This is a genomic window from Streptomyces morookaense (genome assembly GCF_013030945.1).
GTDB classification, from domain to species: domain Bacteria; phylum Actinomycetota; class Actinomycetes; order Streptomycetales; family Streptomycetaceae; genus Streptomyces; species Streptomyces morookaensis.
In genome coordinates this window covers 118,226-140,707 of sequence record NZ_JABBXF010000012.1, presented here as the reverse complement: position 1 = coordinate 140,707, position 22,482 = coordinate 118,226, and the positions used below count along the sequence as shown (strand labels likewise).

General features: G+C 72.5%; 27 protein-coding genes. 12 read left to right on the top strand and 15 right to left on the bottom strand.

Features of this window, described 5'->3' with window-relative positions; translation table 11 throughout:
• Positions 1-86: 86 nt before the first annotated feature.
• Positions 87-485 (top strand): SchA/CurD-like domain-containing protein, encoded by a 399-nt coding sequence (locus HG542_RS07455; RefSeq protein WP_171079279.1) that lies wholly within the window; start codon positions 87-89, stop codon positions 483-485.
• A gap of 85 nt (positions 486-570) precedes the next feature.
• Here HG542_RS07455 and HG542_RS07450 read toward each other — a convergent pair whose 3' ends face one another.
• From HG542_RS07450 to HG542_RS07410, 9 genes are all read right to left on the bottom strand, one after another.
• On the bottom strand, positions 571-1,023 hold the full coding sequence (locus HG542_RS07450) for an anthrone oxygenase family protein (protein ID WP_171079278.1): 453 nt from the start codon (positions 1,021-1,023) through the stop codon (positions 571-573).
• Positions 1,020-1,409, bottom strand: coding sequence for a SchA/CurD-like domain-containing protein (locus tag HG542_RS07445; protein WP_171079277.1), 390 nt, complete (start codon positions 1,407-1,409; stop codon positions 1,020-1,022). Before HG542_RS07445 ends, HG542_RS07450 begins: the two co-directional genes overlap by 4 nt.
• Positions 1,409-2,158, bottom strand: a complete 750-nt coding sequence (locus tag HG542_RS07440; RefSeq protein ID WP_171079276.1) for an SDR family NAD(P)-dependent oxidoreductase — start codon at positions 2,156-2,158, stop codon at positions 1,409-1,411. Before HG542_RS07440 ends, HG542_RS07445 begins: the two co-directional genes overlap by 1 nt.
• Positions 2,155-2,424 (bottom strand): acyl carrier protein, encoded by a 270-nt coding sequence (locus HG542_RS07435; RefSeq protein ID WP_171079275.1) that lies wholly within the window; start codon positions 2,422-2,424, stop codon positions 2,155-2,157. Before HG542_RS07435 ends, HG542_RS07440 begins: the two co-directional genes overlap by 4 nt.
• 86 nt (positions 2,425-2,510) lie before the next feature.
• Positions 2,511-3,335 carry an AfsR/SARP family transcriptional regulator gene (locus HG542_RS07430; protein ID WP_171079274.1) on the bottom strand — a complete coding sequence of 275 codons (825 nt, stop codon included), beginning with the start codon at positions 3,333-3,335 and terminating at the stop codon, positions 2,511-2,513.
• Positions 3,336-3,364: 29 nt separating this feature from the next.
• Positions 3,365-4,216 carry a thioesterase II family protein gene (locus tag HG542_RS07425; RefSeq protein ID WP_171079273.1) on the bottom strand — a complete coding sequence of 284 codons (852 nt, stop codon included), beginning with the start codon at positions 4,214-4,216 and terminating at the stop codon, positions 3,365-3,367.
• Between the two features lie 17 nt (positions 4,217-4,233).
• Entirely contained in the window at positions 4,234-5,058 is an 825-nt protein-coding gene (locus tag HG542_RS07420; RefSeq protein WP_171079272.1) for a 4'-phosphopantetheinyl transferase family protein, read from the bottom strand.
• Positions 5,059-5,071: 13 nt separating this feature from the next.
• On the bottom strand, positions 5,072-6,847 hold the full coding sequence (locus HG542_RS07415; protein WP_171079271.1) for an acyl-CoA dehydrogenase family protein: 1,776 nt from the start codon (positions 6,845-6,847) through the stop codon (positions 5,072-5,074).
• 55 nt (positions 6,848-6,902) lie between these two features.
• Entirely contained in the window at positions 6,903-7,076 is a 174-nt protein-coding gene (locus HG542_RS07410) for a hypothetical protein (protein ID WP_171079270.1), read from the bottom strand.
• A gap of 205 nt (positions 7,077-7,281) precedes the next feature.
• Between HG542_RS07410 and HG542_RS07405 the strand changes: the two genes are divergently transcribed.
• From HG542_RS07405 to HG542_RS07390, 4 genes are all read left to right on the top strand, one after another.
• The gene (locus tag HG542_RS07405; RefSeq protein WP_171079269.1) at positions 7,282-7,962 is read left to right on the top strand and encodes a hypothetical protein; all 681 of its coding nucleotides are present in this window, start codon (positions 7,282-7,284) and stop codon (positions 7,960-7,962) included.
• Positions 7,963-8,028: 66 nt separating this feature from the next.
• Complete coding sequence (locus tag HG542_RS07400; RefSeq protein ID WP_171079268.1) at positions 8,029-8,217, top strand: acyl-CoA carboxylase subunit epsilon; 189 nt, start codon at positions 8,029-8,031, stop codon at positions 8,215-8,217.
• A gap of 118 nt (positions 8,218-8,335) precedes the next feature.
• Complete coding sequence (locus HG542_RS07395) at positions 8,336-10,081, top strand: fatty acyl-AMP ligase (protein WP_171079267.1); 1,746 nt, start codon at positions 8,336-8,338, stop codon at positions 10,079-10,081.
• Positions 10,082-10,114: 33 nt separating this feature from the next.
• Positions 10,115-11,359: an acyltransferase domain-containing protein gene (locus HG542_RS07390; protein ID WP_171079266.1), complete on the top strand. Its 1,245-nt coding sequence runs from the start codon at positions 10,115-10,117 to the stop codon at positions 11,357-11,359.
• Positions 11,360-11,370: 11 nt separating this feature from the next.
• Here HG542_RS07390 and HG542_RS07385 read toward each other — a convergent pair whose 3' ends face one another.
• From HG542_RS07385 to HG542_RS07370, 4 genes are all read right to left on the bottom strand, one after another.
• On the bottom strand, positions 11,371-11,985 hold the full coding sequence (locus tag HG542_RS07385; RefSeq protein WP_171079265.1) for a response regulator transcription factor: 615 nt from the start codon (positions 11,983-11,985) through the stop codon (positions 11,371-11,373).
• Between the two features lie 55 nt (positions 11,986-12,040).
• Complete coding sequence (locus HG542_RS07380) at positions 12,041-13,228, bottom strand: sensor histidine kinase (RefSeq protein ID WP_229922600.1); 1,188 nt, start codon at positions 13,226-13,228, stop codon at positions 12,041-12,043.
• Between the two features lie 179 nt (positions 13,229-13,407).
• Entirely contained in the window at positions 13,408-15,684 is a 2,277-nt protein-coding gene (locus HG542_RS07375; RefSeq protein ID WP_171079263.1) for a TOMM precursor leader peptide-binding protein, read from the bottom strand.
• Positions 15,678-15,998, bottom strand: coding sequence for a hypothetical protein (locus HG542_RS07370; protein WP_171079262.1), 321 nt, complete (start codon positions 15,996-15,998; stop codon positions 15,678-15,680). The genes HG542_RS07375 and HG542_RS07370 overlap by 7 nt, the downstream gene beginning before the upstream one ends.
• A 255-nt stretch (positions 15,999-16,253) precedes the next feature.
• On the opposite strand from HG542_RS07370, the gene HG542_RS07365 reads away from it, so the two are divergent.
• From HG542_RS07365 to HG542_RS07350, 4 genes are all read left to right on the top strand, one after another.
• Positions 16,254-17,048: an AfsR/SARP family transcriptional regulator gene (locus HG542_RS07365; protein WP_171079261.1), complete on the top strand. Its 795-nt coding sequence runs from the start codon at positions 16,254-16,256 to the stop codon at positions 17,046-17,048.
• 154 nt (positions 17,049-17,202) lie between these two features.
• The gene (locus HG542_RS07360; protein WP_171079260.1) at positions 17,203-17,859 is read left to right on the top strand and encodes a DedA family protein; all 657 of its coding nucleotides are present in this window, start codon (positions 17,203-17,205) and stop codon (positions 17,857-17,859) included.
• 10 nt (positions 17,860-17,869) lie between these two features.
• A complete protein-coding gene (locus tag HG542_RS07355; protein WP_171079259.1) occupies positions 17,870-18,427 on the top strand; it encodes a gamma carbonic anhydrase family protein in 558 nt (185 codons plus the stop codon).
• A gap of 67 nt (positions 18,428-18,494) precedes the next feature.
• Positions 18,495-19,217: an acyltransferase gene (locus HG542_RS07350; protein ID WP_171079258.1), complete on the top strand. Its 723-nt coding sequence runs from the start codon at positions 18,495-18,497 to the stop codon at positions 19,215-19,217.
• Positions 19,218-19,232: 15 nt separating this feature from the next.
• Here HG542_RS07350 and HG542_RS07345 read toward each other — a convergent pair whose 3' ends face one another.
• The gene (locus HG542_RS07345; RefSeq protein ID WP_171079257.1) at positions 19,233-20,099 is read right to left on the bottom strand and encodes a DMT family transporter; all 867 of its coding nucleotides are present in this window, start codon (positions 20,097-20,099) and stop codon (positions 19,233-19,235) included.
• A 107-nt stretch (positions 20,100-20,206) separates the two neighbouring features.
• Here HG542_RS07345 and HG542_RS07340 point away from each other — a divergent pair, with 107 nt between their 5' ends.
• A complete protein-coding gene (locus tag HG542_RS07340; RefSeq protein WP_171079256.1) occupies positions 20,207-20,788 on the top strand; it encodes a helix-turn-helix domain-containing protein in 582 nt (193 codons plus the stop codon).
• A gap of 10 nt (positions 20,789-20,798) precedes the next feature.
• Positions 20,799-21,353, top strand: coding sequence for a YbaK/EbsC family protein (locus tag HG542_RS07335; RefSeq protein ID WP_229922599.1), 555 nt, complete (start codon positions 20,799-20,801; stop codon positions 21,351-21,353).
• Between the two features lie 6 nt (positions 21,354-21,359).
• On the opposite strand, the gene HG542_RS07330 is transcribed toward HG542_RS07335, so the two are convergent.
• Positions 21,360-21,767: a CoA-binding protein gene (locus tag HG542_RS07330; protein ID WP_171079255.1), complete on the bottom strand. Its 408-nt coding sequence runs from the start codon at positions 21,765-21,767 to the stop codon at positions 21,360-21,362.
• A 58-nt stretch (positions 21,768-21,825) separates the two neighbouring features.
• On the opposite strand from HG542_RS07330, the gene HG542_RS07325 reads away from it, so the two are divergent.
• Entirely contained in the window at positions 21,826-22,452 is a 627-nt protein-coding gene (locus HG542_RS07325) for a YigZ family protein (protein ID WP_171079254.1), read from the top strand.
• The last annotated feature ends 30 nt before the right edge of the window (positions 22,453-22,482 follow it).

Genomic DNA, 22,482 nt, shown 5'->3' with positions numbered 1-22,482 from the left:
CAGGGGGTCTGCAGACGCCTCGAGCCGTCCCCGAGTCCCATCGGCTGCGCTGGCCCTCACATGCGGAGCGAACAGGAAGGACGGCCATGCCGTTTGCCGCGATCACCTATGACATCGAGCCCGGCCACGAGAAGGAACTCGCCGAGATCTTCGGCAACTTCAAGCGGGTACGGGGCAGCAGCATCACCGACGCCGAGGGCCGCACGGCGGGCACCATCCTGGCCACCGCCGTCTTCCTGCGGGACGACACCCTGGTGCGCGTCATCGAGTACACCGGCGACCTCGAGGCGGTTGCCCGCCACATGGCGTCCCAGCCCGGGGTGCGGGAGGTCGAGCGCAGGCTCAAGCCCTACCTGAGCAGGCCTCGGGAGACCGACACCCCCGAAGGCTTCCTGGCGGTCTTCCGGCGCAGCCTGCTGACGACGGTCGCCGAGATCTCGGTCCGGGACCGCGGGGCCGCGGGTGCCGGGACGGACGCGGCCTGACGGCACGCCGGCAACCGGACAGGCCTGTCCTCCGGCGTCACGGTGCGCCGGAGGACAGGCCTGTCCGGGAACGGGCTCTGCAGGTTCAGACAGCTGTGACCGCAGCCGCCGTCACGGCCAGGGCGAGCACGGCCAGTGCCGTGCGCAAGAGGTGCCAGCGCCGCCAGACGGGCCGCGGGTCCTGCCAGTCCGCGGGCAGCGCCGAAGGGTCCGTGATGGCCTTGACCCGCCGGTTGATGGGCACGTTGCACAGATGCGAAACCGCCGAAACCCCCACCAGCAGCACCGTTGCGGCCGCGAACAGCGGCCGGGCGGACCCGCCGGTGCGCACCGCCAGTGTGCCGTCGAGGAGCGCGCTGCCGAGCACGATCACCGGCATGGTGGGATCCCAGTTCCGTCCCAGCAGCCGGTGTGTGTACACGTAGGTGCCGGTGTCCATGGCGAACAGCGCGGGCAGCACGCTGAGGGCGACCGCGAACAGCACTCCCGCGGTGATGCCGCCGCCGAGCAGAGCGGCGACGGCGAACAGCACCGTCATGACGCCTCGGCCGTGGCCGGATGGGTGTCCACGGTGAGCTGGGCGATGGAACGCATGGTGGCGTTGCGGAAGTACGTGACGAAATCGGGTGCGGACCGGGTGTCGCGCTCCTCGGCGAGGAAGGGGGCCAGCTTCTCCTCCAGGAGGTGCACGCCCTGCTGGGCGGCCATATGACGGGCGATCGCGGCGAAGTCGCCCGCGTAGTGGATGACCCGCACCAGCACGTCGTCCTTGACGAACACCGCCGTGCCGAGGAGCCGGCCGGCCGCCTCGCCCGCCTCGTCGGCGAAGTCGGGCGTGTCGACCCGTCGGAACCCGGCGAAGATCTCCGCGATCTCGTCCTCGTGGCCGGGCTTGACCCGGTAGGTGATGGCTGCGTAGGGCATCAGATTCCTCCGTCGACTTCGAGAGTGACGCCGGTGACATAGGCTGCCGAGTCGCCGGCGAGGTAGAGCACCGCGCCGGCGACGTCCTCGGGGCGGCCCAGCCGGCCGAGCGCCGTGAGGCCGGCGATGCGTCGGGCGACCGCGGGCGGCGGACCGGCACCGGGCTCGGTCTCGGTGGCGCCGGGAGCCACGGTGTTGACCCGGATGCCCCGGCCGCCCAGTTCCTTGGCGAGCGCCCGGGTGAACCCCACCAGGGCGGCCTTGGAAGCGCTGTAGTGCACACCGAAGGGGCGTCCGCGGAGCGCCACCGACGCGCCCACATTGACGACCGAAGCGCCGTCGGCGAGCAGCCCGACCAGGGCATGCGTGACCAGGTAGGCGGAGGTGGCGTTGTGATCCATCACCCGGTGCCACTCCGTCTCGGCGAGGTTCTCGAACGCGGCATGGCCGTCCACGCCCACGTTGTTGACCAGGACGTCGACACCGCCGAACCGGTCGCGCACGGTGTCCGCCACCAACCGGGCGCCGTCGACGCTCGTGACGTCGGCCCGCACCAGGACGGGGGACCCGCCGGCGGCGGACAGTTCCGCGGACAGCTTCCGGGCCGGCTCGCCGTCCGTGCGGTGGACCACGGCGATCCGGGCACCGGACCGGGCGAAGGCCAGGGCGACCGCCCGGCCGATGCCGCGTGTGCCGCCGGTGACCACGACCCGCCGGGCGGCCGGGCCGGGAGCCGGGGGCGCGTTCACCGGGCCACTCCGGCGCGCGGCGCCTCCTTGATGATCTCCAGCAGCAGCCGCGGGGTCTGGGCCTCGACCACCGCGTCGTCGGAGAGCACCACGCCGTGCCGGTGCTCGATGACCCCGGTGACCTGAAGCAGCGCCAGGGAGTCGTACCCGAACTCCATGAAGGGCGTGTCGAGGGCGTCGTCCCCGTCGAGGCTCATGCCCTCTTCCGGTGCTCCGACGCACTCGAGCAGCAGCTCGCCGAGCTCGGCCAGGGTGATGTCGTTCATGGTCGGTGTTCCTTTCGGTTTCCGGCTCAGCCGGGGATGGTGGGGAAGCTGGGTGTGCCGGGGCCGGGGCACCGGCGGGCCGGGCGTCAGCCGGCCCCGACCAGCCGTCCGGGCGGGAGGGAGTGGTCCACCTCCAGCAGGGGCGAGGAGTCGAGGACGGAGCGCTGCAGGTGCTCGATCCTGGGCGAGGGGTCGAGGCCGAGGCTGTGCCCGAGGGCGGTGCGAAGCTGCCGGTAGGTGTTCAGGGCGTCGCCCCGGCGGCCGGCCCGGTACAGCGCCACCATCAACTGCTCGTGGATGCCCTCGTGCAGGGGATACCGGGCGGCCAGCCCGGCCAGTTCGCCGATGAGCTCGTGGTGGCGGCCGAGTCTCAGGTCCGCCTCGATCCGCCCGTGCAGCACGCTCATCCGTGACTCCTCCAGGCGGGTCGCCTCCACCTCCAGCAGCGGTCCGCACTGCACGTCGACCAGGGCCCGGCCGCGCCAGAGGGCGAGCGCCCGGCCCAGATAGCCCGAGGCGGCGGCCCATTCCGCCCGTTCCAGTGCCCGGTGCCCCGTGGTGGCCAGGGCCTCGTACTCCTGCATGTCGACCACCCCGCCCTGGGTGTCGAGCAGATAGCCGCCGGGCTCGGTGACCAGCACGCTCTTGGCCCCGTTCGGCAGTCCGGCGTGGTCCTCGCCGAGCGCGTCGGCGATCAGCGTGCGCAACTGGAGGATGTAGGTCTGCAAGGTGGTCTGCACACTGCGCGGCGGCGATTCCCCCCACACCTCCTCCACCAATGAGCCCACCGAGACCAGCTGGTTGGCCTGCAGGGCGAGCAGGGCCAGCACCTTGCGGGGCTTGACGGCGGTGGGTGCCACCGACGCGCCCGACTGCGCAGCCCGGAACGGGCCCAGTACGCTGATGTCCATCCGCTGACCTCCTGACAGAGCGAACGATTTCAGTCGACGTGCGGCGCGGACACGGGCAGCTCGGCGCGGAGCACTTCGCCGACGGCACGCGGCAGTTCGTGGCCCCGTACGAAGAAGTGCGTCCCGGGAACCGTGCGCAGCCGGAACCGCGAGGTGGTGCACAGCTCCCACGCGCGCACCTCGGCCACGGTCACCATGGGGTCGTCCCGGCCCGCGAATGCCCACAGCGGGCACGGCAGCGGGGCCGGCGGCGCGGAGCGCAGACTGCGGGCCAACTGCAGGTCCGCCCGGAGCGCCGCGAGTGTGGCACTGCGCCATGCCGGGCGCTCGAGCAGCGCGACGGGCAGCGAGTCGTCGTCCCCCAGCAGGCAGGCCAGCCGCTCGTCGCTGAGGCCGGGGGCCGTGGCGTCCAGCAGCCGGGACGGCAACTGCGGCGCGGAGCAGGCGCCGACCAGCACCACGTCGGGTCCCCTGCGTCCGCTGCCGGTGAGGTGCAGGGCGAGCCGGTGGGCGACCAGCGCCCCGAGGCTGTGCCCGTAGAAGGCGTACGGCTCCTGGAACAGCGGTTCCAGATCCTCCGCCAGGGTCTCGACGAGCCTCCCGGTGTCCGTCAGCGGCGGTTCCCGCAGCAACGACTCCCTGCCGGGCAGCCGTACCGGGAGCACGGCGACGCCGGGTCCCACGCGCTGCCGCCATCCCGCGAAGGCCATGGCGCCCGCGCCCGCATGGTGGAAGCACAGCAGTCTGCGCGCCGACCTGTCGGCGGGCGGCCTCGCAGCCAGAAAACGATGCACGTCGTGGTCCCCCTTCCGCACGCCGGCCGTGCGACGCCCGTGCGCCTTGCGGGCGTCGCCGACCGGGACGGCCAAGAGCGTCACCACTCGCCCTGGAAAGCCGCTCAACGAGCGCTGGAGCCGGGGTCGGGGAGGAGCCGGAACATCGGCGCACCGCCGAAGCCCGGGTCGTACACCGCAGCGCTGACGGCGTACCGGCCCCCCACCGACCAGCTGGTGAACGACCACTCCTCGCCGACGCCCGGGGATCCGTCCGGGCGCAGCATCTGCACCTGCCGGTCCCGGGGACCGAAGCCGAACTCGGTGAACCGGAACCTCAGTCCCTGGCCGATCGCCTTGCTGTAGGCCTCCTTCAGCGTCCACAACCGCACCAGCTCCCCGTTGCGCAGCTCCTGGGGAACCTGTTGCAGCGCCTCCAGCTCGTACGGTGTGCACACCTGACGCTCCGTGCCCAGCCCCAGCATCCGACGGTCGGCACGCTCGACGTCGACGCCGACGCGGCTGTGCCGGGTCAGCCCGACCACCAGCAGTTCCTCGGTGTGGCTCAGGCTCACGTCGAGCTGGTCGATGCCGCGCAGATAGGGCCGCCCACCGGGCTTGTACGCCAGTTCCAGTTCCTCCGGACGCGTCCCCAGCACCGCGCTCGCCGCGGACTTCAGCAGCAGCCGGGAGGCCGCGAACCGCTGCCGGAGCTGTGGCCGGGTGATCTGCCGCAGCCGTGCGTGGTCCGTCCCCAGTGCCGCGGCCAGTCGGCTGTCGTCGAGGTCGGCGGGCAGCCAGTCGGCGATCGCCGCGTGGAGCACGCCCGTTCCCGCGCGGTCCACCGCGTCGCACACCGGCTCCCACGAGTCCCCGGGGCCCCGGTTCTGCAACAGCGCGTCGGCCAGGGACGGTTCTGCCGGTACCCGGCAGGGCGGCGGGACAGCCATCGGGACACTCCTCTCAACGGCCGATCACGGTCGCGTACAGGTCGTAGCTGCGCGCATCGTCGAAGCGGCGCTGCAGTTCGGCGAGAAGCCGTTCCACACCCTGCGGGGGCGGTTTCGGTGTTGCGGGGTCGAGCCTGCGCAGCAGCCGGGCGAGGACCATCACCGCCCCGTCCGGGCCGGCCAGCAGGCTGTCCGCCGGGCCCGTGTGGTGCTGCCACACCCCGAGGCAGGCGGCCCCGGCGGCGATCAGCGCATACCGGTCGGCCAAGGCGTACACCCGGGGCACCGGCGGGCGGTGCCCGTCCACCAGCTCTCGGCAGTCCCGGCGCAGCCGTTCCAACTCGGCCCCGAGCGCCGTCGCGTATCCCGCGAGGGCCCGCTCCGTGGCGCCGCCGCCGAGCCCGCGGGCCTGCTCCACCGCGCGGTCCAGCGAGCCCACCAGGGAATCCCCGTCCGTGGGCGGCGCCGGCTCCGGCGGGCACAGCGACGGCAGTTGCCTGCCGAAGGGGCGGAACAGCTCCGGGCGGTCCGGGGCGTCCCCGTCCGTGGGCGGTCTCAGCGCCGGCAGCCGGATCAGGTGGGCCGCGATCGCGGCGCGGCTCGCCGCGCTGCCCACCGGACCCAGGCCGATCATCGGCAGGTCGCGGGCCGACTTCTGGAACGCGGCGTACGTACCCCCACGGGCGTAGGCCTCCGAGCCGAGCACGATGGACAGGTCGTACACCATCTCCGTCAGGAGCATGGGCAGCAGGTACTTCACCACCGCGCCGAGCGTGGCGCTCTCCCGCGGCAGCAGGTGCAGTGACCGGGTCGCGACCAGAGCGAGCGCGTCGCACAGCAGCAGGTCGCCGAATGCGTCCAGCAGCGCGGTGCGGGTCCGGGGTGTCGCGAGCGATGCCCGGCTGCGCGCCCGGTGCGATCGGGCGAAGGCGACCGTGGTGCGCAGCGCCGTATCGGCGCACCCGAGGGCCATGGAGGGCCCGGCGCTGCGGATGACCGGGAAGGCCCGTGCGGCCAGGCCGGCTCCGGCAAGGGGAGCGCCGAGCACTCGGTCGGCGCCGATGCGGTACCGGGTGAACTCGAGGCCGTGCACCAGACAGCCGCGGGTGCCGGTGGTGGTGCGCCGGGGCAGCAGCCGGAAGCCGGGAGTGCCCGGGGCGGGGGTGTCGATCAGGAACGCGCTGCAGGCATCCTCGGTGCGCGGGTCGCCGCTGCCGTCCGGCTCGCGTCCGGAGTGCGCGAACAGCAGGAGCGAAGTCGCCCGTGCGGCGTTGTTGAGAGCCTCCTTCCGGCCGCTGAGCAGGAAGCCGGAGCCGTCGGGCACCGTGGTGAAGCGATTGTGCAGAAAGTCGTTGCCCTCGGCGGGCTGTGGGTAGGCGCAGGCCATCCGCCCGCCGGCGAGCAGCAGTTCGGCAGCGGCACGCTGCTGTCCGGCCGAGCCGCCGGCCCAGACGACCACCGCGGACATGTACGAGCTCATCCCGTAGCCCAGGCCGAGGGACGCGTCCCGGCGGAACACCGAGCGCATCACCTGCACCAGTGCGTCCAGACCTTCCAGCCTGCCACCCAGCTCGCGTGGCACGAACTCCGCGTTGAGCCCGAAGCCGTCCAGCAGGTTCTCCGCCGCCGGGAGGATCCGTCGCTCCCTGTCGGCCCGCACGAACTGCTCGGCTCCCAGGGGGTTTCCGGGATCGTCCAGGTCCCCGAAACCCCGCTCGAGGCGGGTGATCCGTTCCTGCACGGAGTTCCCCCCGAGCTCCGTGCCGCTCACCTCCACCGCCGTGGTCATCGGCCCTCCTTCCTTCCTGCGTACGTCGACCGGCCCGGTCAAGAGCGGCTCGAGGTCACTCGCCCACCATGGGCGTGCCGCCGTGTTCGCACCACGGGTCGTCGGGCACCTCCGACGGCGTGGCCAGCCACAGCCGGCCGCAGGCGGCCAGGGCATCACCCACCGGGCGCAGCAGGCTGCGCACCGCGGCCTGCGCGCGCGGTGCGAGCGTCTTGCCCGACTCGGACATGTCGTCAACTCCTCCAGTCGGTCATGAGGCGGGGCAGCGTTGCAGCGTGTCCTCAACCGGGCCTCGAGGAACCCTCAGCAGTGCGCGCGGGCGGGCCGCCGGGCCCGGCGGAGGCCGGGTTCGAGCGGGCCTCGAGCGACTGCTGGTCAAATGGCGGTGAGCACCGTGCGGTCCGAGGCGGCCGTGCGGCCGAAGGGAGGGCGTCGTGGCGCCGAATGCCGCGCGCGACGGGAGAAGGCGACGGCCGCGTCCGCCGGGCACCGGGACGGGACCGGCCGACCGGCTGGTGCTCGTGCAGTGGTTCGAGCTCCGCGATGGCGGGAACCCGACGGCGCTCGAGCAGGAACTGCTGCGGTACGACCGGTTGTTGGGGGAGCAGGACGGACTGCAGGTCCAGGTGACCCTGCGACTGCCGGCCCGCCCGGGTACGTATCTGCACCTCGGCTTCTGGCAGTCGCCGGAGCAACTGTCCGACGCCTGCTGCGCCGACGCCCACCGCGCCCAGCTCGACCGGCTCGGCCGGCTGGCCGGCGTCGAGGCCGGCCGGGCCGTGGGCGCGGGGCTGCTGGGCGCCGTGCCGGACCTGGCCGGGGCCGGCCACGTCGTGCTGGCGAGGGCGCTGCGGTCCGGCCCTGCGGACCGGTTCGAAATGGACTTCGGCACCCTGGTGGGGAAGATGCTGCACGGCGCGGACCGCGGCGGTGGGCTGCTGTTGTGCTCGGCCCTCGAGCCGCGTGACTATCTCGGTCTGATCTGGTGGCACAGCGCCGGAGGCCGGAACGATGCCCTGTGCGGCGGACCGATGCCGGACCGCCGGCCCCGGCCGGCAATGGTTCCGGCTCGTCTCCGCGCGGAACCGGCCGAGGTCGTCGCCCACCGCGGCTGACCGCACCTGCGGAGGCTTCCGGTGCGGCACGAGGGGCGTTCAAGTGGCTTGGAACACGCTGGAGACATGCCTGAACAAACGTTCCTCACCGTGGTTCGTGGCCATCCGGACGAGGCCGAACTGGCCGCTGTGACAGTGGTGTTGATGGCGCGGCTGAGCGCCGCCGGGCCGGCCGGCGCCCGGACGCCGCGACGGGCCCTGTGGGGAAGGTCCCGGTTCCGCCCCTGTTCGGCGGTCACCTGGGCGGCCCCGTGACCGGCGCAGCGCGCCGGCCCGACGGCCGTGCCCGGGGCCGGGGAGCCAGGCCCCCGTCCGACCGCCCCGGGTCCGTGTCCGGGGACAGCGTCGCTGGAACCTTCACAAGGGGGAGGCCTTGACCGATCACCGGAACTTCACCGATCTCCTGCTGTCCCGGGTCGAACAGGATCCCGGGAGGGAAGCCCTGCTCCTGCTGCCGGGCAGCCCGGACCGGGGCCACGCCACACCGGTCACGTACCGCGACCTGGACGCGTCCGTCCGTCGGCTGGCGGGCTGGCTGCAGAACCAGGGCGCCGCCGGCCGGCGGGTGCTGCTGCTGCACCGGTCGCGCCGCCAGTTCACGGTGAGCTTTCTGGCCTGCCTGTACGCGGGCGCGGTGGCGGTGCCCGCACCGCCGGGCGGCGGACGGTCGCACCACCTGGAGCGGATCGCCGGCATTGTCAAGGACACCGCTCCCTGCGTGGCGCTCACCGATGCCGCCCTGGTCCTCGACATGTCACGACTGCTGGCCGACTGCGGGCACGGCAGCATGCCCTGTCTGCCCGCCGACGCGGTCCCCGGCGCTCCCGTGTGGAGCCCGCCGGACCTCCCGCCGGAGACCACTGCCTACCTGCAGTACACGTCGGGATCCACCGGGCAGCCGCGCGGAGTGGTCGTCAGCCACGCCAATCTGCTGGCCACGCAGCAGGCCATTCAGGAGGCACTGGGCACCGAGCCGTGCTGCCGGCTGGGCGGGTGGCTGCCGCTCCACCACGACCTCGGTCTGGTCGGGCAGCTGTTGCATCCCCTGTGGCTCGGCGGCACCTCCGTGATGCTTCCGGCCGAGTCGTTCGTCCGGCACCCGGTGCGCTGGCTGGAAGCCGTCGGCCGTCACCGGATCAGCGTCAGCGGGGCCCCCGACTTCGCCTACGACCTGTGCACCCGGCGGGTGACCGACGAACAGCTCGCCGGACTGGACCTGTCGGGGTGGCGGGTCGCCGTCTCGGGCGGCGAACCGGTGCGGGCCGAGACGATGGCAGGGTTCGCCGAGCGCTTCGCGCCCGCCGGTTTCCGGGCCGAGGCGTTCGCGCCCTGCTACGGGCTGGCCGAGGCGACCCTGCTGGTCTCGGGCGGCCGGGGCGCCGCCCCGCCGCTTCCCGAACGCGCAGTGGACTCCGGCAGCCTGGAACGGCACCAGTGGCGCGACCCGGTTCCGGGACGGCCGGTGCGCCGGGTGCCGACGTGCGGCCCCGCGGTCGGCTGCGAGATACGCGTCGTCGATCCGGACACCGCGACCCCGCTCCCCGACGGGCGGATCGGCGAGATCTGGGTCCGCGGGCCGGGGGTGGCCCTCGGCTACTGGCGCAACCCGGGTGAGACGGCACGGGTGTTCCGGGTCGCGACGGCGGACGGCGAGGGCGGATTCCTGCGCACCGGTGACCTGGGCACGCTGGAGGACGGCCGGCTCCATGTGACCGGTCGCCTGAAGGACATGATCGTGGTGGCGGGGCGCAACCTCTACCCGCAGGACATGGAGCGCACGGTCCAGCAGGTCAGCGTGCTCTTCGGACCCGGCACGGCCTTCGCCGTCCCCGGCGAACGCGAGCGTGTGGTGATGGTGCAGGAACTCCGCACCCGCAGCAGTTACGACGTGGATCTCGCTGCACTGGCCGCGCAGGTGGAGCGGTGCCTCGCCGAGGAGTTCGAAGTCAGTGTCGGCGGCGTCCTGCTGGTCCGGCCGGGCACGGTCCGGCGTACGACCAGCGGGAAGGTCGAACGCTCCGCCATGCGCGAGCTGTTCCTCCGCGGCCGGATCCGTCCGCTGCACCAGCGACTCGACCGTGAACTCCTGACCGGCACGGACATGGCCCGGGCCGGGTGAGCACGACCAGGTGAACGACCAGGGGAGGGCGATGTGGAGCACGTACCGCAGGGCGAGCCGGGCATCAGCGGTTTTCTGTGCTGGCTGACGGAGCGGATCGCTTATCACGGGGGCAGGCCGGTGGTGCCCGGAACACCGATCGCGGAGTGCGGACTGGACTCGGTGGCGATGCTGAGCCTCTTCGGAGACGTCGAGGAGAAGTGCGGCTCGCTGATCGGCCCCGAGGACATGTGGGCCTGTCCCACTGTGCGGGACCTGGCGCATCGGCTGGTGGTGTGCGGCACCCCGGCGGTCCGCGGGCGCCGCATCCGGGTGGCGTTCGTGTTCGGGGGGCAGGGCGGGCAGCACCCGGGTATGGCGGGAGGCCTGTACCGGGACTCGGCCACCTACCGCGCCTGTCTCGGACGCTTCGACGAGATGCTGCGGCCCTGCCTGGGCCGCTCCGTCGTCGAGTCGGCCCTCGGCAGGGGCCCGGACACCGAGGACACCGCGTTGTCGCAGTCGGCTCTCTTCGCCGTCGGCTGTGCCCTGGCACAGACCCTGCTGGACGCCGGTGTGCGGCCCGTCGCGGTGCTGGGCCACGGCATGGGGGAACTGGCGGCCGCCGCGGTCGCGGGAGCCGTCCCGTTCGCCGATGCGGCGCGGCTCGTGGTGCTGCGCGGCGCGTCCGTCCAGCGGCTGCCGGAGGGCGGCGGCATGCTGGCGGTGTGCGTCGGCCCGTACGAGGCCGCCGAGGCCGCGGCCTGTGAACCGGGTGTCTCCATCGGCGCGGTCAACGCGGCCCGTGCGACGGTGCTTTCCGGCACGCTCGACGGCCTGGGGCGGGTGCGCGACCGGCTCGCGCGGGACGGGGTCCTGAGCCGGTTCCTGCCGGTGCGGTACGCCTTCCACTCACCTCTCATGGAGCCGGTGGTTCCGGAACTCCGGGCTGCGGCCGAACAGTTCGGGGGCGCCGTGCCCCGGCTTCCCTACTACTCCGCCGTCTACGGGCGGCAGTCGGCCGAGCCGCTCGGTGCCGCTTACTGGGCGCAGCACATCACCTCACCGGTCCGGTTCGCCGACGCGGTACGGGAGATGCTGCACCGGCACGCACCCACCCATGTCGTGGAGATCGGCCCCAGGCCGGTACTGACCCCGTTCGTACGCCGGATCGGCGGGCCGGAAGGACCGCGCTGCCTTCCTGTGTGCCAGGGGCCGCAGTCCGATGCGGTGGACCTGGCCGGCGTGCTCTCGGAGCTGGACGCCGGGCCGCTGGCCGAGAGCACCGTGAGGTGGTGAAGCCGCCCCGGTCACGGGATCCAGCCGGCCTCCTCGGCGATCCGGATGGCATCGATCCGGTTGCGTGCGTTGAGTTTGGAGACGATGGCCGTGAGGTAATTGCGGACAGTGCCCGTGGTGAGGTACAGCGTCCCCGCTATCTCGTCGGCGTCGGCTCCCCGGGCCGCCATCCGAAGCACCTGGGTCTCCCGCGGCGACAGCGGGGAGTCCGAGGCCTCCCAGGCCGACAGCGCCAGCTGGGGATCGACGACCCGCTGGCCCGCCGCCACCGACCGTACCGCCTGGGCAAGTTGGCTGGGCGGGGCGTCCTTGAGGAGAAAACCGCTGACGTGTGCGGACAGCGCGCGGCGTACGGTGCCCGGGCGACCGAGGTTGGTGAGGATCAGCGCCCGGCAGGCCGGGAGCCGCTCGTGCAGCTCGGCGGCGGCGGTGATGCCGTCGGAACCGGGCAGGTCGATGTCGATCACGGCGACGTCCGGGCCGGTGCGCAGGGCGGTCTCCACGATCAGGTCGCCCCGGTCCACCGACGCCACCACCTCCAGGTCCGGCTCCAGTTCCAGCAGGGCGATGAGCGCACCGCGGATCATGTGCACGTCTTCGGCGAGCAGGATTCTCACCGACAGCATGGGCTCCCCCGTTCCCGTGAACTGCCCGATCAAGCGTGCTGACGCACACTGAAGACTAAGCGATCTCCCGCGTCACCGGGTCGGTCGCGCTGCGCCCCGGCCGGACCGGTGCCTCGGCCACCAGCCTGAAGTGCCCGTCCCCGCATGCTCCGGCCGTCAGCCGGCCGCCGACGGTGCCGAGCCGGGTGCGCAGGTTGTCCAGTCCGTTGCCTCCCGTGCCGTCGGCCGGATCCGTGCTGACGGCACCGTCGTTGACCAGTTCCAGCCGCACGGTGCCGCCCGCCCGCACCGCCGTGATCCCGCACGACTGGGCCTTGCTGTGCCGGAGGATGTTGGTGACCCCTTCGCGCAGCGCCGTCGCGAACGCGGTGTCCACGGCCGGATGCAGGCGGCCGCACGAGATCTCCAGGGTCGTGCGGATGTCGGCCGCAGCCAGCACGACCGCGGCCGATTCCGCCTCCTCGGCCAGCGACATCTCGCGGTAACTCCTGGCCACCATGCGGGCGTCGGCGAGCGCCTGCCGGGACACCTGGAGCACGGAGGTCACCTCCTCCTGGGCCCGCTCCGGGTTGGTCACGACCAGCCGGTGGATCAGCTCGCACTTGAGTGTGATCGCGGACAGGCTGTAGCCCAGCAGGTCGTGGACGTCCCGGGAGAAGCGGAGGCGTTCCTGTGCGACAGCCATGCGGGCCAATTCGGCCCGGGTGGCCTGGACTTCGTGCACCAGATCGGTCAAACGGGTGAGCCCGTAAAGGACGAGACCCGTCAGCAGCGTGGTGAGCGGGGTGTAGATGTCACTGATGACTGCGAGGTGCAGGGTGATCGCGTAGGCGCCGATGCCCACGGCCACCAGTGCGAAGAGGGCCCAGGAGAGCGGCGAGGGCAGCATGAGGAGGATCGAGGCGTCGAGAATGCCCCCCATGCTGCCCCAGGTGATGCCGAACCAGAGAAACGGCACGAAGGTGAGGGCGGCTTGCAGGCCGAGCGTGAGCGCCTTCCGCGGCAGTGGCCAGCGCCGGGTCTTCGGTGAGGTGTGCAGGAGCTGGATGGCGAAGAGCGAGGTCACACAGCCGATCAACAGCATCAGCCTGGACGGACCCGGCTTCTCCCACAGGACGTTGAGCAGCAGTACAGCCGTGTAGCCGCACAGCACGGCAATCGTGATGATCTCGGCGACATGGGTGGCAAGAACGTCCTCGTTCTGCCGCGGAGTTGACGGAATGCCGATGCCGGTGGGTGCCAACTGTTGTGTTCCAGGTGTTCCATGTCCCGCAGGAACGTTACTTCTGCGGTTGACTCCGGCTTGCCTGCGCCGGAAGGGGCCGATCATGCGTGCCTCCTTGCGAGTTCGCCGGGATCCGAACCCGCGGCACATGTTAACGTGACCTTGAGGCGCCTGGGCTGCCTGAATTGCCCTGTGGTTTATGCGAACATGGGGATGGGGTTCAGCTCCTCATAGGCCACCGGCCGGTCCCGCAAACCGAGTTGTACCGGAACGTCGTACAGCCGCCCCGGGGCGAATCGTGCCCAGTAGTGGCGCAGTCCGGGCACGACGACCTTGACCACCGGCAGGCCCACGTCCGGCCGCGTCTGGTCCAGGACGAGCACCTCCAGCCCGTGCCGCTCCAGCAGCGCGGTGGCCGCTTGGACGTCCTCGAGCAGATCGTCCCGGGACATGTCGTCGAAGTGGCCGGGTGCGCGGGGCGATTCGGCCGGATCGGGCAGGAGGTACGGCTGGTTCCGTACGGTCGCCCGGGTCCACCAGGCAAGGACGGCGGGGTCGTCCGTGCGGTATCCGGTGCCGCCCGGGTCCGCACCGGCCGCATGGGGGAGCAGCTGTCCCATTTCGGTGACCGCACGGCGCAGGGCGAGCCGCGGGTCGAAGTGGGCGCCGAAGCCGAACGCGATGTCCTCGGCCGGCTGGTCGATGCGCCGGGAGAGTGCCACCACCGCCGGGATGCCGAGGTCGGAGGTGAGGTCCAGGGCCCACAGGTCGCGGTTCATGCGTCCGTACGCATCCCGCAGCCCGGCCAGCCATGGCGCGTCGAAGGCGTCCAGGTCCATGGCCGGCGGCCGGGTCCGGTTGTACCACCACAGGGCGACGGCGTCCCGCTCCACCAGCTCCAGCAGCCCCTGCACCACGGCGTCCTCCAGGCTGCTGCCCGCGGCGTTGCCGTTGGAGTCGGCCCAGGGCAGTCCTTCGGCCGCCGGGCTGGTGAAGTACAGCATCGAGGTGGGCAGCAGCCGCTGCCGGCCCGTGGTCAGGGAGTGCACGGGTGTCCACTCCACGGCGCGCCGGGGATCGAAGGGGGCGCACACCTGCTGGAAGGCCGAGTGCGTGGCGTTCCAGCGGTTCCGCTCCCGGAACTGCCGCTCGTGGTACATCTGGCAGGCATTGGGGTGGAGGGCCGAGCCGCCGAGTTCCGCCAGCGAGCCCACGACCACCGCCTCGTCGCCCTGCCGCGTTCCACAGAATCGTTCCACCGCTTCGCACAGCGCGCCGGCCCGTGCTTCTTCCGCGGTGACGCCCTTGCCGCCGCTCAGCCGTCTCAGACCGCCGCGCACCTCGGCCAGGGTGCCCCCGGCCAACGCCAGGTTGTGGCCCGAGAGATAACAGGCGAGAGCCTCGGGCACCTGCGGGTCCCGGACGATCTCGGCCACGATGCCGGTGAGCGGGTCGGCCAGGTGGCCGTGCCGCTCCAGCACCTGCCCCGGTGTCAGCGCGCGGTGGTTCGAACCGGTGTCCGGCGCCTTGGGCCGGGGCACCAGCACCGGCGGCCGCAAACCCCGGCGGGCCATCAGAAGGGCGTCGCCGCATTCGGGGCACTGAGGACGCCGGGTGACAGGGTGATGGGCGGAGCGCAGGGTGCAGGTGTCCAGTGTGAACAGAGTGCGCTGGGCGTCCTGCCGCACCCCGGCGACCCACTTCGCCGCCTCCAGCACGGCCGCTTGCAGTCCCAGTGCCCGGCCGGCGGCCAGCGAGGCCTCCGGTACGGGCAGCGGCCCGGAAGCACCCATGGCCCGGCGCACCGCGTCCTCGGCCGCGCGGTGCGCCCGCAGCCGGTGCGCCAGGCAGGACCAGCACGGCCCGTCGTCCGGGATGAACACCGGGCCCAGCCAGGTCTCCGCGCCGAGCGGCTTGGCAGGCAGCCAGGGCCGCCCGGCCGCGCGCATCCGCCGGTCGATCGCGCCCAGCCCGGGGTCGAGATAGTCGTCGCAGACGACAAGGCACAGCCCTGCCGCGGCCGACGGCTCCGCGACCGTCAGGCCCGCGGCCCGGCATGCCTCCACGGCCGCCGCCCGGTCGGCCCGCCCCACCGCGATCACCTCCAGCGGTGTCCGGGCGATGTTGGCGGTGGCCTCGGAGCCGTCGCCGAGCAGGTCCCAGTAGGCACGGCAGGCGGGGTCGGCCGGCTCCGCGGCGTCCGGCCGCCGGTATCCGATCAGGTTGGCCTTCGCCAGCTCCGCCACCATTCGCCCCGCCTCGGAGACCGGCATCCGGCCCGCCGCCTCGCGCAGCAGACGGGGCAGTGTGCGGGTGCCGTCCAGGAGCGGGGCGAGGGCCGCCACATCCGTGCCGTGCAGAATCGTGACACCGCGGCTGGAGAGCAGATAGACGGCTTCCTCGTCGGTCTGCACGTTCAGGTGCCGCTTGAACCCCACTGTCCGGATGTCCGGACCCGCTGCATTGCTCAGCATCGGCCGGCCGTCGCACCGGTCGGCTCCTGCGGGGTGGGCGCGACGACCGTCCAGGTCGGGACGACCAGGGCGCCCGCCGTCGACCGGCTCAGATCCTCGATCAGCAGTGTCGTGCCGGCGGCCGGTTCCGGGTGCCCGGCGGACAAGCCGAATTCCGCCAGAACGGCGGCGGGGCTGTTCTCGAGCCGCCGGGCCAGCTCCGGCTCCAGACCGCTGCGGGCGGCGAGTTCGGCGAAACGGAGGGCGTCGGCGGAGAAACGCTCCTCGGCGGGATGCACGGTGACGGACGTGGTACGCGGTGCGACGGTGTTCATGAACAGGCCCCTTCCACGGCATGAGACTCGTTCGAAGTCATCGGGTGCGTGCTCTACGACGTGCCGGCAGTGATTCTGAGCCGTCGTGGCGTGGCGGGGCAGTGCCCCCCTCACGGGATGTCCGTGAGATTTTCATGATTGCGCTCATGCCCTGCTCACTGGGCCGGCCGGCCCCTTGCTGCCAGTCTGATGCGCAGGCTCCGGGCGAGCCCCGACCGGCTCGGCGGGATGCGACTCGAAGGGGGAGAGCGCGCAATGGACATCAAGGTACTGGGACCGCTGGATGCTCATGAGCAGGGAGTCTCGGTGGTCCCCAGCGCGGCCAAGCCCCGCCAGATACTGGCTCTGCTGGCCCTGCAGGCCGACCACGTGGTCACCGTCCCCACGCTGATGACCGAGATCTGGGGGGAGCGCATCCCCCGCAGCGCGTCCACCACGCTGCAGACCTACATCCTCCAACTGCGCCGCAAGATCTCCGCGGCCCTGACCGACGAACCCGCGCGCAGCGCCAAGGACGTGCTGGTCACCCAGTTCGGAGGCTATCTGCTGCGGGTGCAGCCGGGATCGGTCGACGTGCAGGAATTCGAACAGCTGGTGGTCGACGGCCGGACCGCGTTCGACGCCGCCGACTACCGCAGCGCCTCCCGGCTGCTGTGCCGCGCCCTCGCCCTGTGGCAGGGCCCCGCCCTCGTGGACGTCCGGGCGGGCAGCATGCTCGAGCTCGAGGTGCTGCGGCTGGAGGAGAACCGCATGGTCGCGCTGGAACGGCGCATCGACGCCGACCTGCGCCTCGGCCGGCACGCCGAGATCATCCCCGAACTCCGTGTCCTGACGGCACGTCACCCCATGCACGAGCGCTTCTGCGCCCAGCTGATGCTGGCCCTGCACCGCTCGGGCGGCACCTGGCGGGCCCTCGAGGCGTACCAGCGGCTGCGCGGAGCGCTGGTCGCCGAGCTCGGTCTGGAGCCTTCGCCCTCGCTCCAGCAGCTCCACCACGCGGTCCTCTGCGGCGAGACCGTGTCCGACCTGCAGACCGCCGGCGTCGACTGAGCCACGGGGCGCCGCACCGGGACGTTCCGCAGAAGTGGCCCTCTGCTGTCAACCAACGGGCTCCTGGACGAGTCTTTACCTCCAGTAGGCTTCCCGGCGTGCGTCTGCTCGGCGCACGCCGGGCAGCAGTTCGTCAACCGGGGAGGAACCGGCGTTGCACATCCAGGAGTGGCTCGAATCAGTACCGGCGATTGCCGTCTACCTCCTGGTGGCCGGGGTCATCGGGCTGGAAAGCCTGGGCATTCCGCTTCCCGGTGAGATCGTCCTCGTCAGCGCCACGCTGCTGGCCGCCTCCCAGGACCACATCAATCCGTACGTCCTGGGCGCCTGTGCCGTCGCCGGTGCCATCGTCGGCGACTCCCTCGGCTATCTGATCGGGCGCAAGGGCGGCAAGCCGCTGCTCGACTGGCTCGGCCGGAAGTTCCCCAAGCACTTCGGCCCGCACCATGTGGCCACGGCCGAGAAGGCGTTCACGAAGTGGGGCATGTGGGCCGTCTTCATCGGTCGCTTCATCGCGCTGCTGCGCATCTTCGCCGGTCCGCTGGCGGGCGTGCTGAAGATGCCGTACTGGAAGTTCCTCATCGCCAATGTGCTCGGCGGCATCGCCTGGGCCGGCGGCACGGTCGCCCTCATCTACACCGTGGGCAAGGTCGCCGAGGAGTGGATCGGCAAGTTCTCCTACATCGGCCTGGCCGTCGCGGTCCTCTTCGGCATCGGCTCGTTCGTCGTCATGCGGATCAAGGCGAAGAAGGCGGCCGAGGCCGCCGAGCAGGAGCCCGCCGAGTCCGCGTCCGTCGCGGCCGCCGACTGAGGAGGCGGCAGTGACCGGGCATGCGCTGACCCTGGGCATCGGCGGCAAGGAGCCGGACGTCGATCCGGCGGCCTTCGCCGCGCCCACCTCCGTCCTCATCGGCGATGTGACGCTCGCCGCGGGGGCCGGCGTCTGGTACCACGCGGTGCTGCGCGCCGACGGCGGGCCGATCGTCATCGGTGCCGACAGCAACATCCAGGACAACTGCACCGTGCACGTCGACCCGGGCTTCCCGGTCCGTGTCGGCGAGCGTGTGACCGTCGGCCACAACGCCGTGCTGCACGGCTGCACCGTGGAGGACGACGTCCTCGTGGGCATGGGCGCGACCGTCCTCAACGGCGCCAGGGTCGGCGCCGGTTCGCTCGTCGCGGCCCAGGCGCTGGTCCCGCAGGGCATGGACGTCCCGCCCGGCTCCCTGGTCGCCGGGGTGCCCGCCAAGGTGCGGCGTGCGCTGACGGCCGAGGAGCGCGAGCACATCAGGGCCAACGCCGAGGCGTATCTGGGGCTGGCGAAGGCCCACCGCGAGGCCGTCGAGAGCCGGGGGTTCGGCGCCCCTGGCGGGCGCTGACCCCGTGGGGTGAAGATCACAGGACTTCGCGCGGCCTCGATCCGGCCCCGCTGAGTACGGTGAGCGGGTGCCGAAGACCAGTAACACGTTCTCGTCCGGTGCCGTCGCGGCCCTCGGGGCCTGGCGGCGCCGGGCCGTCTCCCGTGCGGTCCACCGGGGCTGGCGCTGGCTCCAGCAGGCCGGTGCGGTGACCGCCGAGCGGCCGGGACCGTACCGCTTCCGCCGCATCGGCACCGGGACCCGGCTCGCCTTCCCGCTCGGCACGGTCTTCGGCGAGGGCTGGATCGAGCTCGGCGACCACTGCATCGTCGGGGAACAGGTCACCCTCACCGCGGGCATGGTGCCGGGGCTCGACCTCGGCCCGGACCCGGTGCTGCGGCTGGGCAACGGCGTCGTGCTCGGCCGCGGCAGCCATGTCATCGCCTCGCAGCCGGTGACCTTCGGCAACGACGTCTTCTGCGGGCCGTACGTCTACGTCACCAGCGACAACCACTCCTACGAGGACCCCGACCAGCCCATCGGGCGGCAGTGGCCGCGGAGTTCGCCCGTCTCCATAGGACCGGGCAGCTGGCTGGGGGCCGGGGCCGTGATCCTGCCGGGGGCGCGGCTCGGGCGGAACGTCGTGGTGGCGGCGGGGGCCGTGGTGCGCGGCGAGGTGCCGGACCACTCCGTGGTGGCCGGGGTGCCGGCGAAGGTGGTGCGGCGGTGGGACGCGGTGCGCGGCTGGGAGCCGCCGCTGCGGGCGGCGGGGCCGCCGAGTCTTGCGGAACTGGGGGAGGGCGCGGGGTAGTCGCGCCCGGACGGGTCACCCCGTCGCCAGCAGCACCGTTCCCACCAGGGCCAGCCCAGCCCCCGCCGCCTGCAGCGTCTGCATGCGTTCGCGCAGGACGCCGCGCGCCGCCAGGGCCGTGACCACGGGGTAGAGGGACGCCAGCACGGCCGCCACCGTCACCGGGCCGCTGTGGGCGGCGAGGTTGTACGTGCCGTTGGCCGCCACGTCCGCGAGGCCGATGAAGGCGAGGGCCGGCAGCGAGGAGCGGATCACGCTCCAGCCGCCGGCCGGCAGCGCGGGGGTGCCGCGGCGCGAGGAGACCAGGAGGACGGTTCCGCCGACCGCCACGTTGCACACGCGCTGGACGAACAGGGCGAGGAACAGGCCGGTCAGGCTGTGCGACGCCTCGGCGATCAGCGCCATGACCGAGCCGAAGCCGAACGCGGCCACCAGCGTGAGCACCAGGGTCTGCCGCTGCACGGGCGCCCCGCCCAGCCCCGGACCGCTGGCCAGGACGACGCCGACGATGGCGACCGCGATGCCCGCGAACTGCAGCAGCCCGGGCCGCTCGCCGAGGACGAGGCCGACGCCGACCGGCACCGCCACGCCGCCGAGCGCGCCCAGCGGGGAGACGACGCCCATCGGGCCGAGGGCCAGCGCCCGGTAGAAGCAGAGCAGGGCCGCGGTGCCCACGACGCCCGCGGCCGCGGCGAACCACAGCCGGGGTCCGGCCTCGGACCAGGCACCGGTGGCGATCACGATCGTGCCGAGGGCGCCCACGGCCAGCAGCTGGGAGACCAGCACGACGGTGAGGGCCGGCAGCCGCCGGGTGAGGAGTCCGCCGCCGAAGTCGGCCAGGCCCCACATGAGGGCGGTGGCCAGGGCGAAGACGGGGGTCATGAGCACCTCGCAGTACAGTGTGGTGGACGGTTGCGTGCACCACGCTGTAGTGCAATGAACTGAACTATTTAATCAAATAAACTGGACGGAACGGACCTGACCTGACCGTGACGGACCTCGACAAGCTCACGCAGTCGCTCGCCCGCAATCTCAAGCGCTGGCGCAGCGAACGCCGCCTCACCCTGGACGCCCTGGCGGCGCGCTCGGGCGTCAGCCGCGGCATGATCATCCAGATCGAGCAGGCCCGGACGAATCCCAGCGTCGGCACCACGGTCAAGCTCGCCGACGCCCTGGGCGTCAGCATCACCACCCTGCTGGAGCGCGAGCAGGAGGGGCGGGTGCGGATCGTGCCGCCGCAGGAGGCCACACGCATGTGGTCCAGCGAGGCCGGCAGCCACCACACGCTGCTGGTGGGCACCCAGGTCCGCGGCCCGATGGAACTGTGGGACTGGCACGTCGAGCCGGGCGACGCCAGCACCTCGGACCCCCACCCGCCCGGCACCGTGGAGCTGCTCCGCGTCACGGCCGGCGAACTCACCCTCGTCGTGGACGGCGAGCAGTTCCGGCTGCCCGCCGGCACCGCGGCCGCCTTCGAGTCCGACGTCCCGCACGGCTACCGCAACGACGGCGACCGGCCGGTGGAGCTCACCATGGCCGTCGCCATCCCGCCCGTGGGGGGCGGCTGTTAGCGTGGCGCGCATGCGCACGCCGATGGAAGCCTTCGACGATGTCCGGCCCGCCGTGGACCGTCTGGACCTGCTGGTCCGGCCGGTGGCCGATGCCCTGCGCGGCTGGACCGGCCCGGTCCCGGTCGAGGAGCTGCTGTACGTGGACACCGAGCCCGAGCGCGCCGACACGGCCGTGCTGGCGGAGAGTTACGGGCCCTGGCTGCTGGACCTCTCCGCCAACTGCGTCGTCGTGGCGGCGAAGCGCGGCGGCGAGGTCACCCTCGCCGCCTGCATGGTCCTCGGTCACACCCGGGCCGACGTCAACGGCGTCGTCCGCCGTCATCTCGGCGCCCGCAAGGCCTCCTTCGCGCCCATGGACACCGTGCTGGAGGCAACCGGCATGGAGTACGGGGGCATCACGCCCGTCGGACTGCCCGCAGGATGGCCGGTTCTCGTCGATCAGGCCGTGGCCGACAGCCCGTACGTCATCGTCGGCAGCGGCAGCCGCCGCGGCAAGCTCATCGTGCCGGGCAAGGCCCTCGCGGAGCTGCCCGGTGCGACGGTCCTCGCCGGACTCGGCGGCTGAACGGGCTCAGCGCAGGCGGGGGATCTCGATGGCCGGGCAGCGGTCCATCACCATCAGCAGGCCCGCCGCGCGCGTCCGTTCGTACGCGTCCTCGTCGATCACCCCCAGCTGGAACCACACCGCCTTCGCGCCGATCGCCACGGCCTCGTCCGCGACGGCGCCCGCCAGCTCGGAGTTGACGAAGACGTCGACCACGTCGACGTCGAAGGGGATCTCGGCCAGCGAGGCGTACCCCTTCTCCCCGTGCACCGTCTCGGCCTTCGGGTGCACCGGCACGATGCGCTTGCCGTGGTGCTGCAGCACCTCCGCGACACGGAACGCCGCGCGCTGCTCGTTGGAGGACAGACCGACCACGGCCCAGGTGTCGCCCGTACCCTCGATGATCTTGCGGATGATCCCCGCCTCTGCGTACATGACCGGCTCAACGGCGGCCGCTGCCGGACCATTCCCGCGTCCGGCATAGGCTGGCGGAATGGCCGACGAATACCGGACAGTCGCGCGCGAGGGCGTGCACGAGATCGAGATCAGCAAGTCGCGCTTCATCTGTGCGCTCGCGCCCGTCGCGACCGAGGAGGAGGCGCAGGCGTTCGTCGCCCGCATCCGCAAGGAGCACCCCACCGCCCGGCACCACTGCTGGGCCTACGTCCTCGGCGCCGACGGCTCCGTGCAGAAGGCGAGCGACGACGGGGAGCCCGGCGGCACCGCGGGGGTGCCGATGCTGCAGATGCTCGTGCGGCGCGAGATGCGGTACGTCGTCGCCGTCGTCACCCGCTACTTCGGCGGCATCAAGCTCGGCGCGGGCGGGCTGATCCGCGCCTACGGCGGGGTCGTCGGCGAGGCCCTCGACACCCTCGACACGGTCACCCGCCGCCGCTACCGGCTGGCCGCCGTCACCGTCGACCACCAGCGGGCCGGAAAGCTGGAGAACGAACTGCGGGCCACGGGACGGGCGGTGCGCGAAGTGACGTACGGGGCCGGAGTACGCATCGAGATCGGGCTGCCCGAGGCGGAAGTGGACACCTTCCGCGCCTGGCTCGCGGACGCCACCGCGGGCACCGCGGAATTCGAGCTTGGCGGCGAGGCGTACGGGGACGTCTGAGACACTGGTGCACTCGGCGAAGCGGAGGGA

What these genes read in the sequence shown, in the direction of transcription:
- HG542_RS07455 (WP_171079279.1), top strand. Translation starts at nt 87, where the DNA reads ATGCCGTTTGCCGCGATCACCTATGACATCGAGCCCGGCCACGAGAAG.
- HG542_RS07450 (WP_171079278.1), bottom strand. Translation starts at nt 1,023, where the DNA reads ATGACGGTGCTGTTCGCCGTCGCCGCTCTGCTCGGCGGCGGCATCACC.
- HG542_RS07445 (WP_171079277.1), bottom strand. Translation starts at nt 1,409, where the DNA reads ATGCCCTACGCAGCCATCACCTACCGGGTCAAGCCCGGCCACGAGGAC.
- HG542_RS07435 (WP_171079275.1), bottom strand. Translation starts at nt 2,424, where the DNA reads ATGAACGACATCACCCTGGCCGAGCTCGGCGAGCTGCTGCTCGAGTGC.
- HG542_RS07430 (WP_171079274.1), bottom strand. Translation starts at nt 3,335, where the DNA reads ATGGACATCAGCGTACTGGGCCCGTTCCGGGCTGCGCAGTCGGGCGCG.
- HG542_RS07420 (WP_171079272.1), bottom strand. Translation starts at nt 5,058, where the DNA reads ATGGCTGTCCCGCCGCCCTGCCGGGTACCGGCAGAACCGTCCCTGGCC.
- HG542_RS07415 (WP_171079271.1), bottom strand. Translation starts at nt 6,847, where the DNA reads ATGACCACGGCGGTGGAGGTGAGCGGCACGGAGCTCGGGGGGAACTCC.
- HG542_RS07410 (WP_171079270.1), bottom strand. Translation starts at nt 7,076, where the DNA reads ATGTCCGAGTCGGGCAAGACGCTCGCACCGCGCGCGCAGGCCGCGGTG.
- HG542_RS07400 (WP_171079268.1), top strand. Translation starts at nt 8,029, where the DNA reads ATGCCTGAACAAACGTTCCTCACCGTGGTTCGTGGCCATCCGGACGAG.
- HG542_RS07385 (WP_171079265.1), bottom strand. Translation starts at nt 11,985, where the DNA reads ATGCTGTCGGTGAGAATCCTGCTCGCCGAAGACGTGCACATGATCCGC.
- HG542_RS07375 (WP_171079263.1), bottom strand. Translation starts at nt 15,684, where the DNA reads ATGCTGAGCAATGCAGCGGGTCCGGACATCCGGACAGTGGGGTTCAAG.
- HG542_RS07370 (WP_171079262.1), bottom strand. Translation starts at nt 15,998, where the DNA reads ATGAACACCGTCGCACCGCGTACCACGTCCGTCACCGTGCATCCCGCC.
- HG542_RS07365 (WP_171079261.1), top strand. Translation starts at nt 16,254, where the DNA reads ATGGACATCAAGGTACTGGGACCGCTGGATGCTCATGAGCAGGGAGTC.
- HG542_RS07345 (WP_171079257.1), bottom strand. Translation starts at nt 20,099, where the DNA reads ATGACCCCCGTCTTCGCCCTGGCCACCGCCCTCATGTGGGGCCTGGCC.
- HG542_RS07335 (WP_229922599.1), top strand. Translation starts at nt 20,799, where the DNA reads ATGCGCACGCCGATGGAAGCCTTCGACGATGTCCGGCCCGCCGTGGAC.
- HG542_RS07330 (WP_171079255.1), bottom strand. Translation starts at nt 21,767, where the DNA reads ATGTACGCAGAGGCGGGGATCATCCGCAAGATCATCGAGGGTACGGGC.
- HG542_RS07325 (WP_171079254.1), top strand. Translation starts at nt 21,826, where the DNA reads ATGGCCGACGAATACCGGACAGTCGCGCGCGAGGGCGTGCACGAGATC.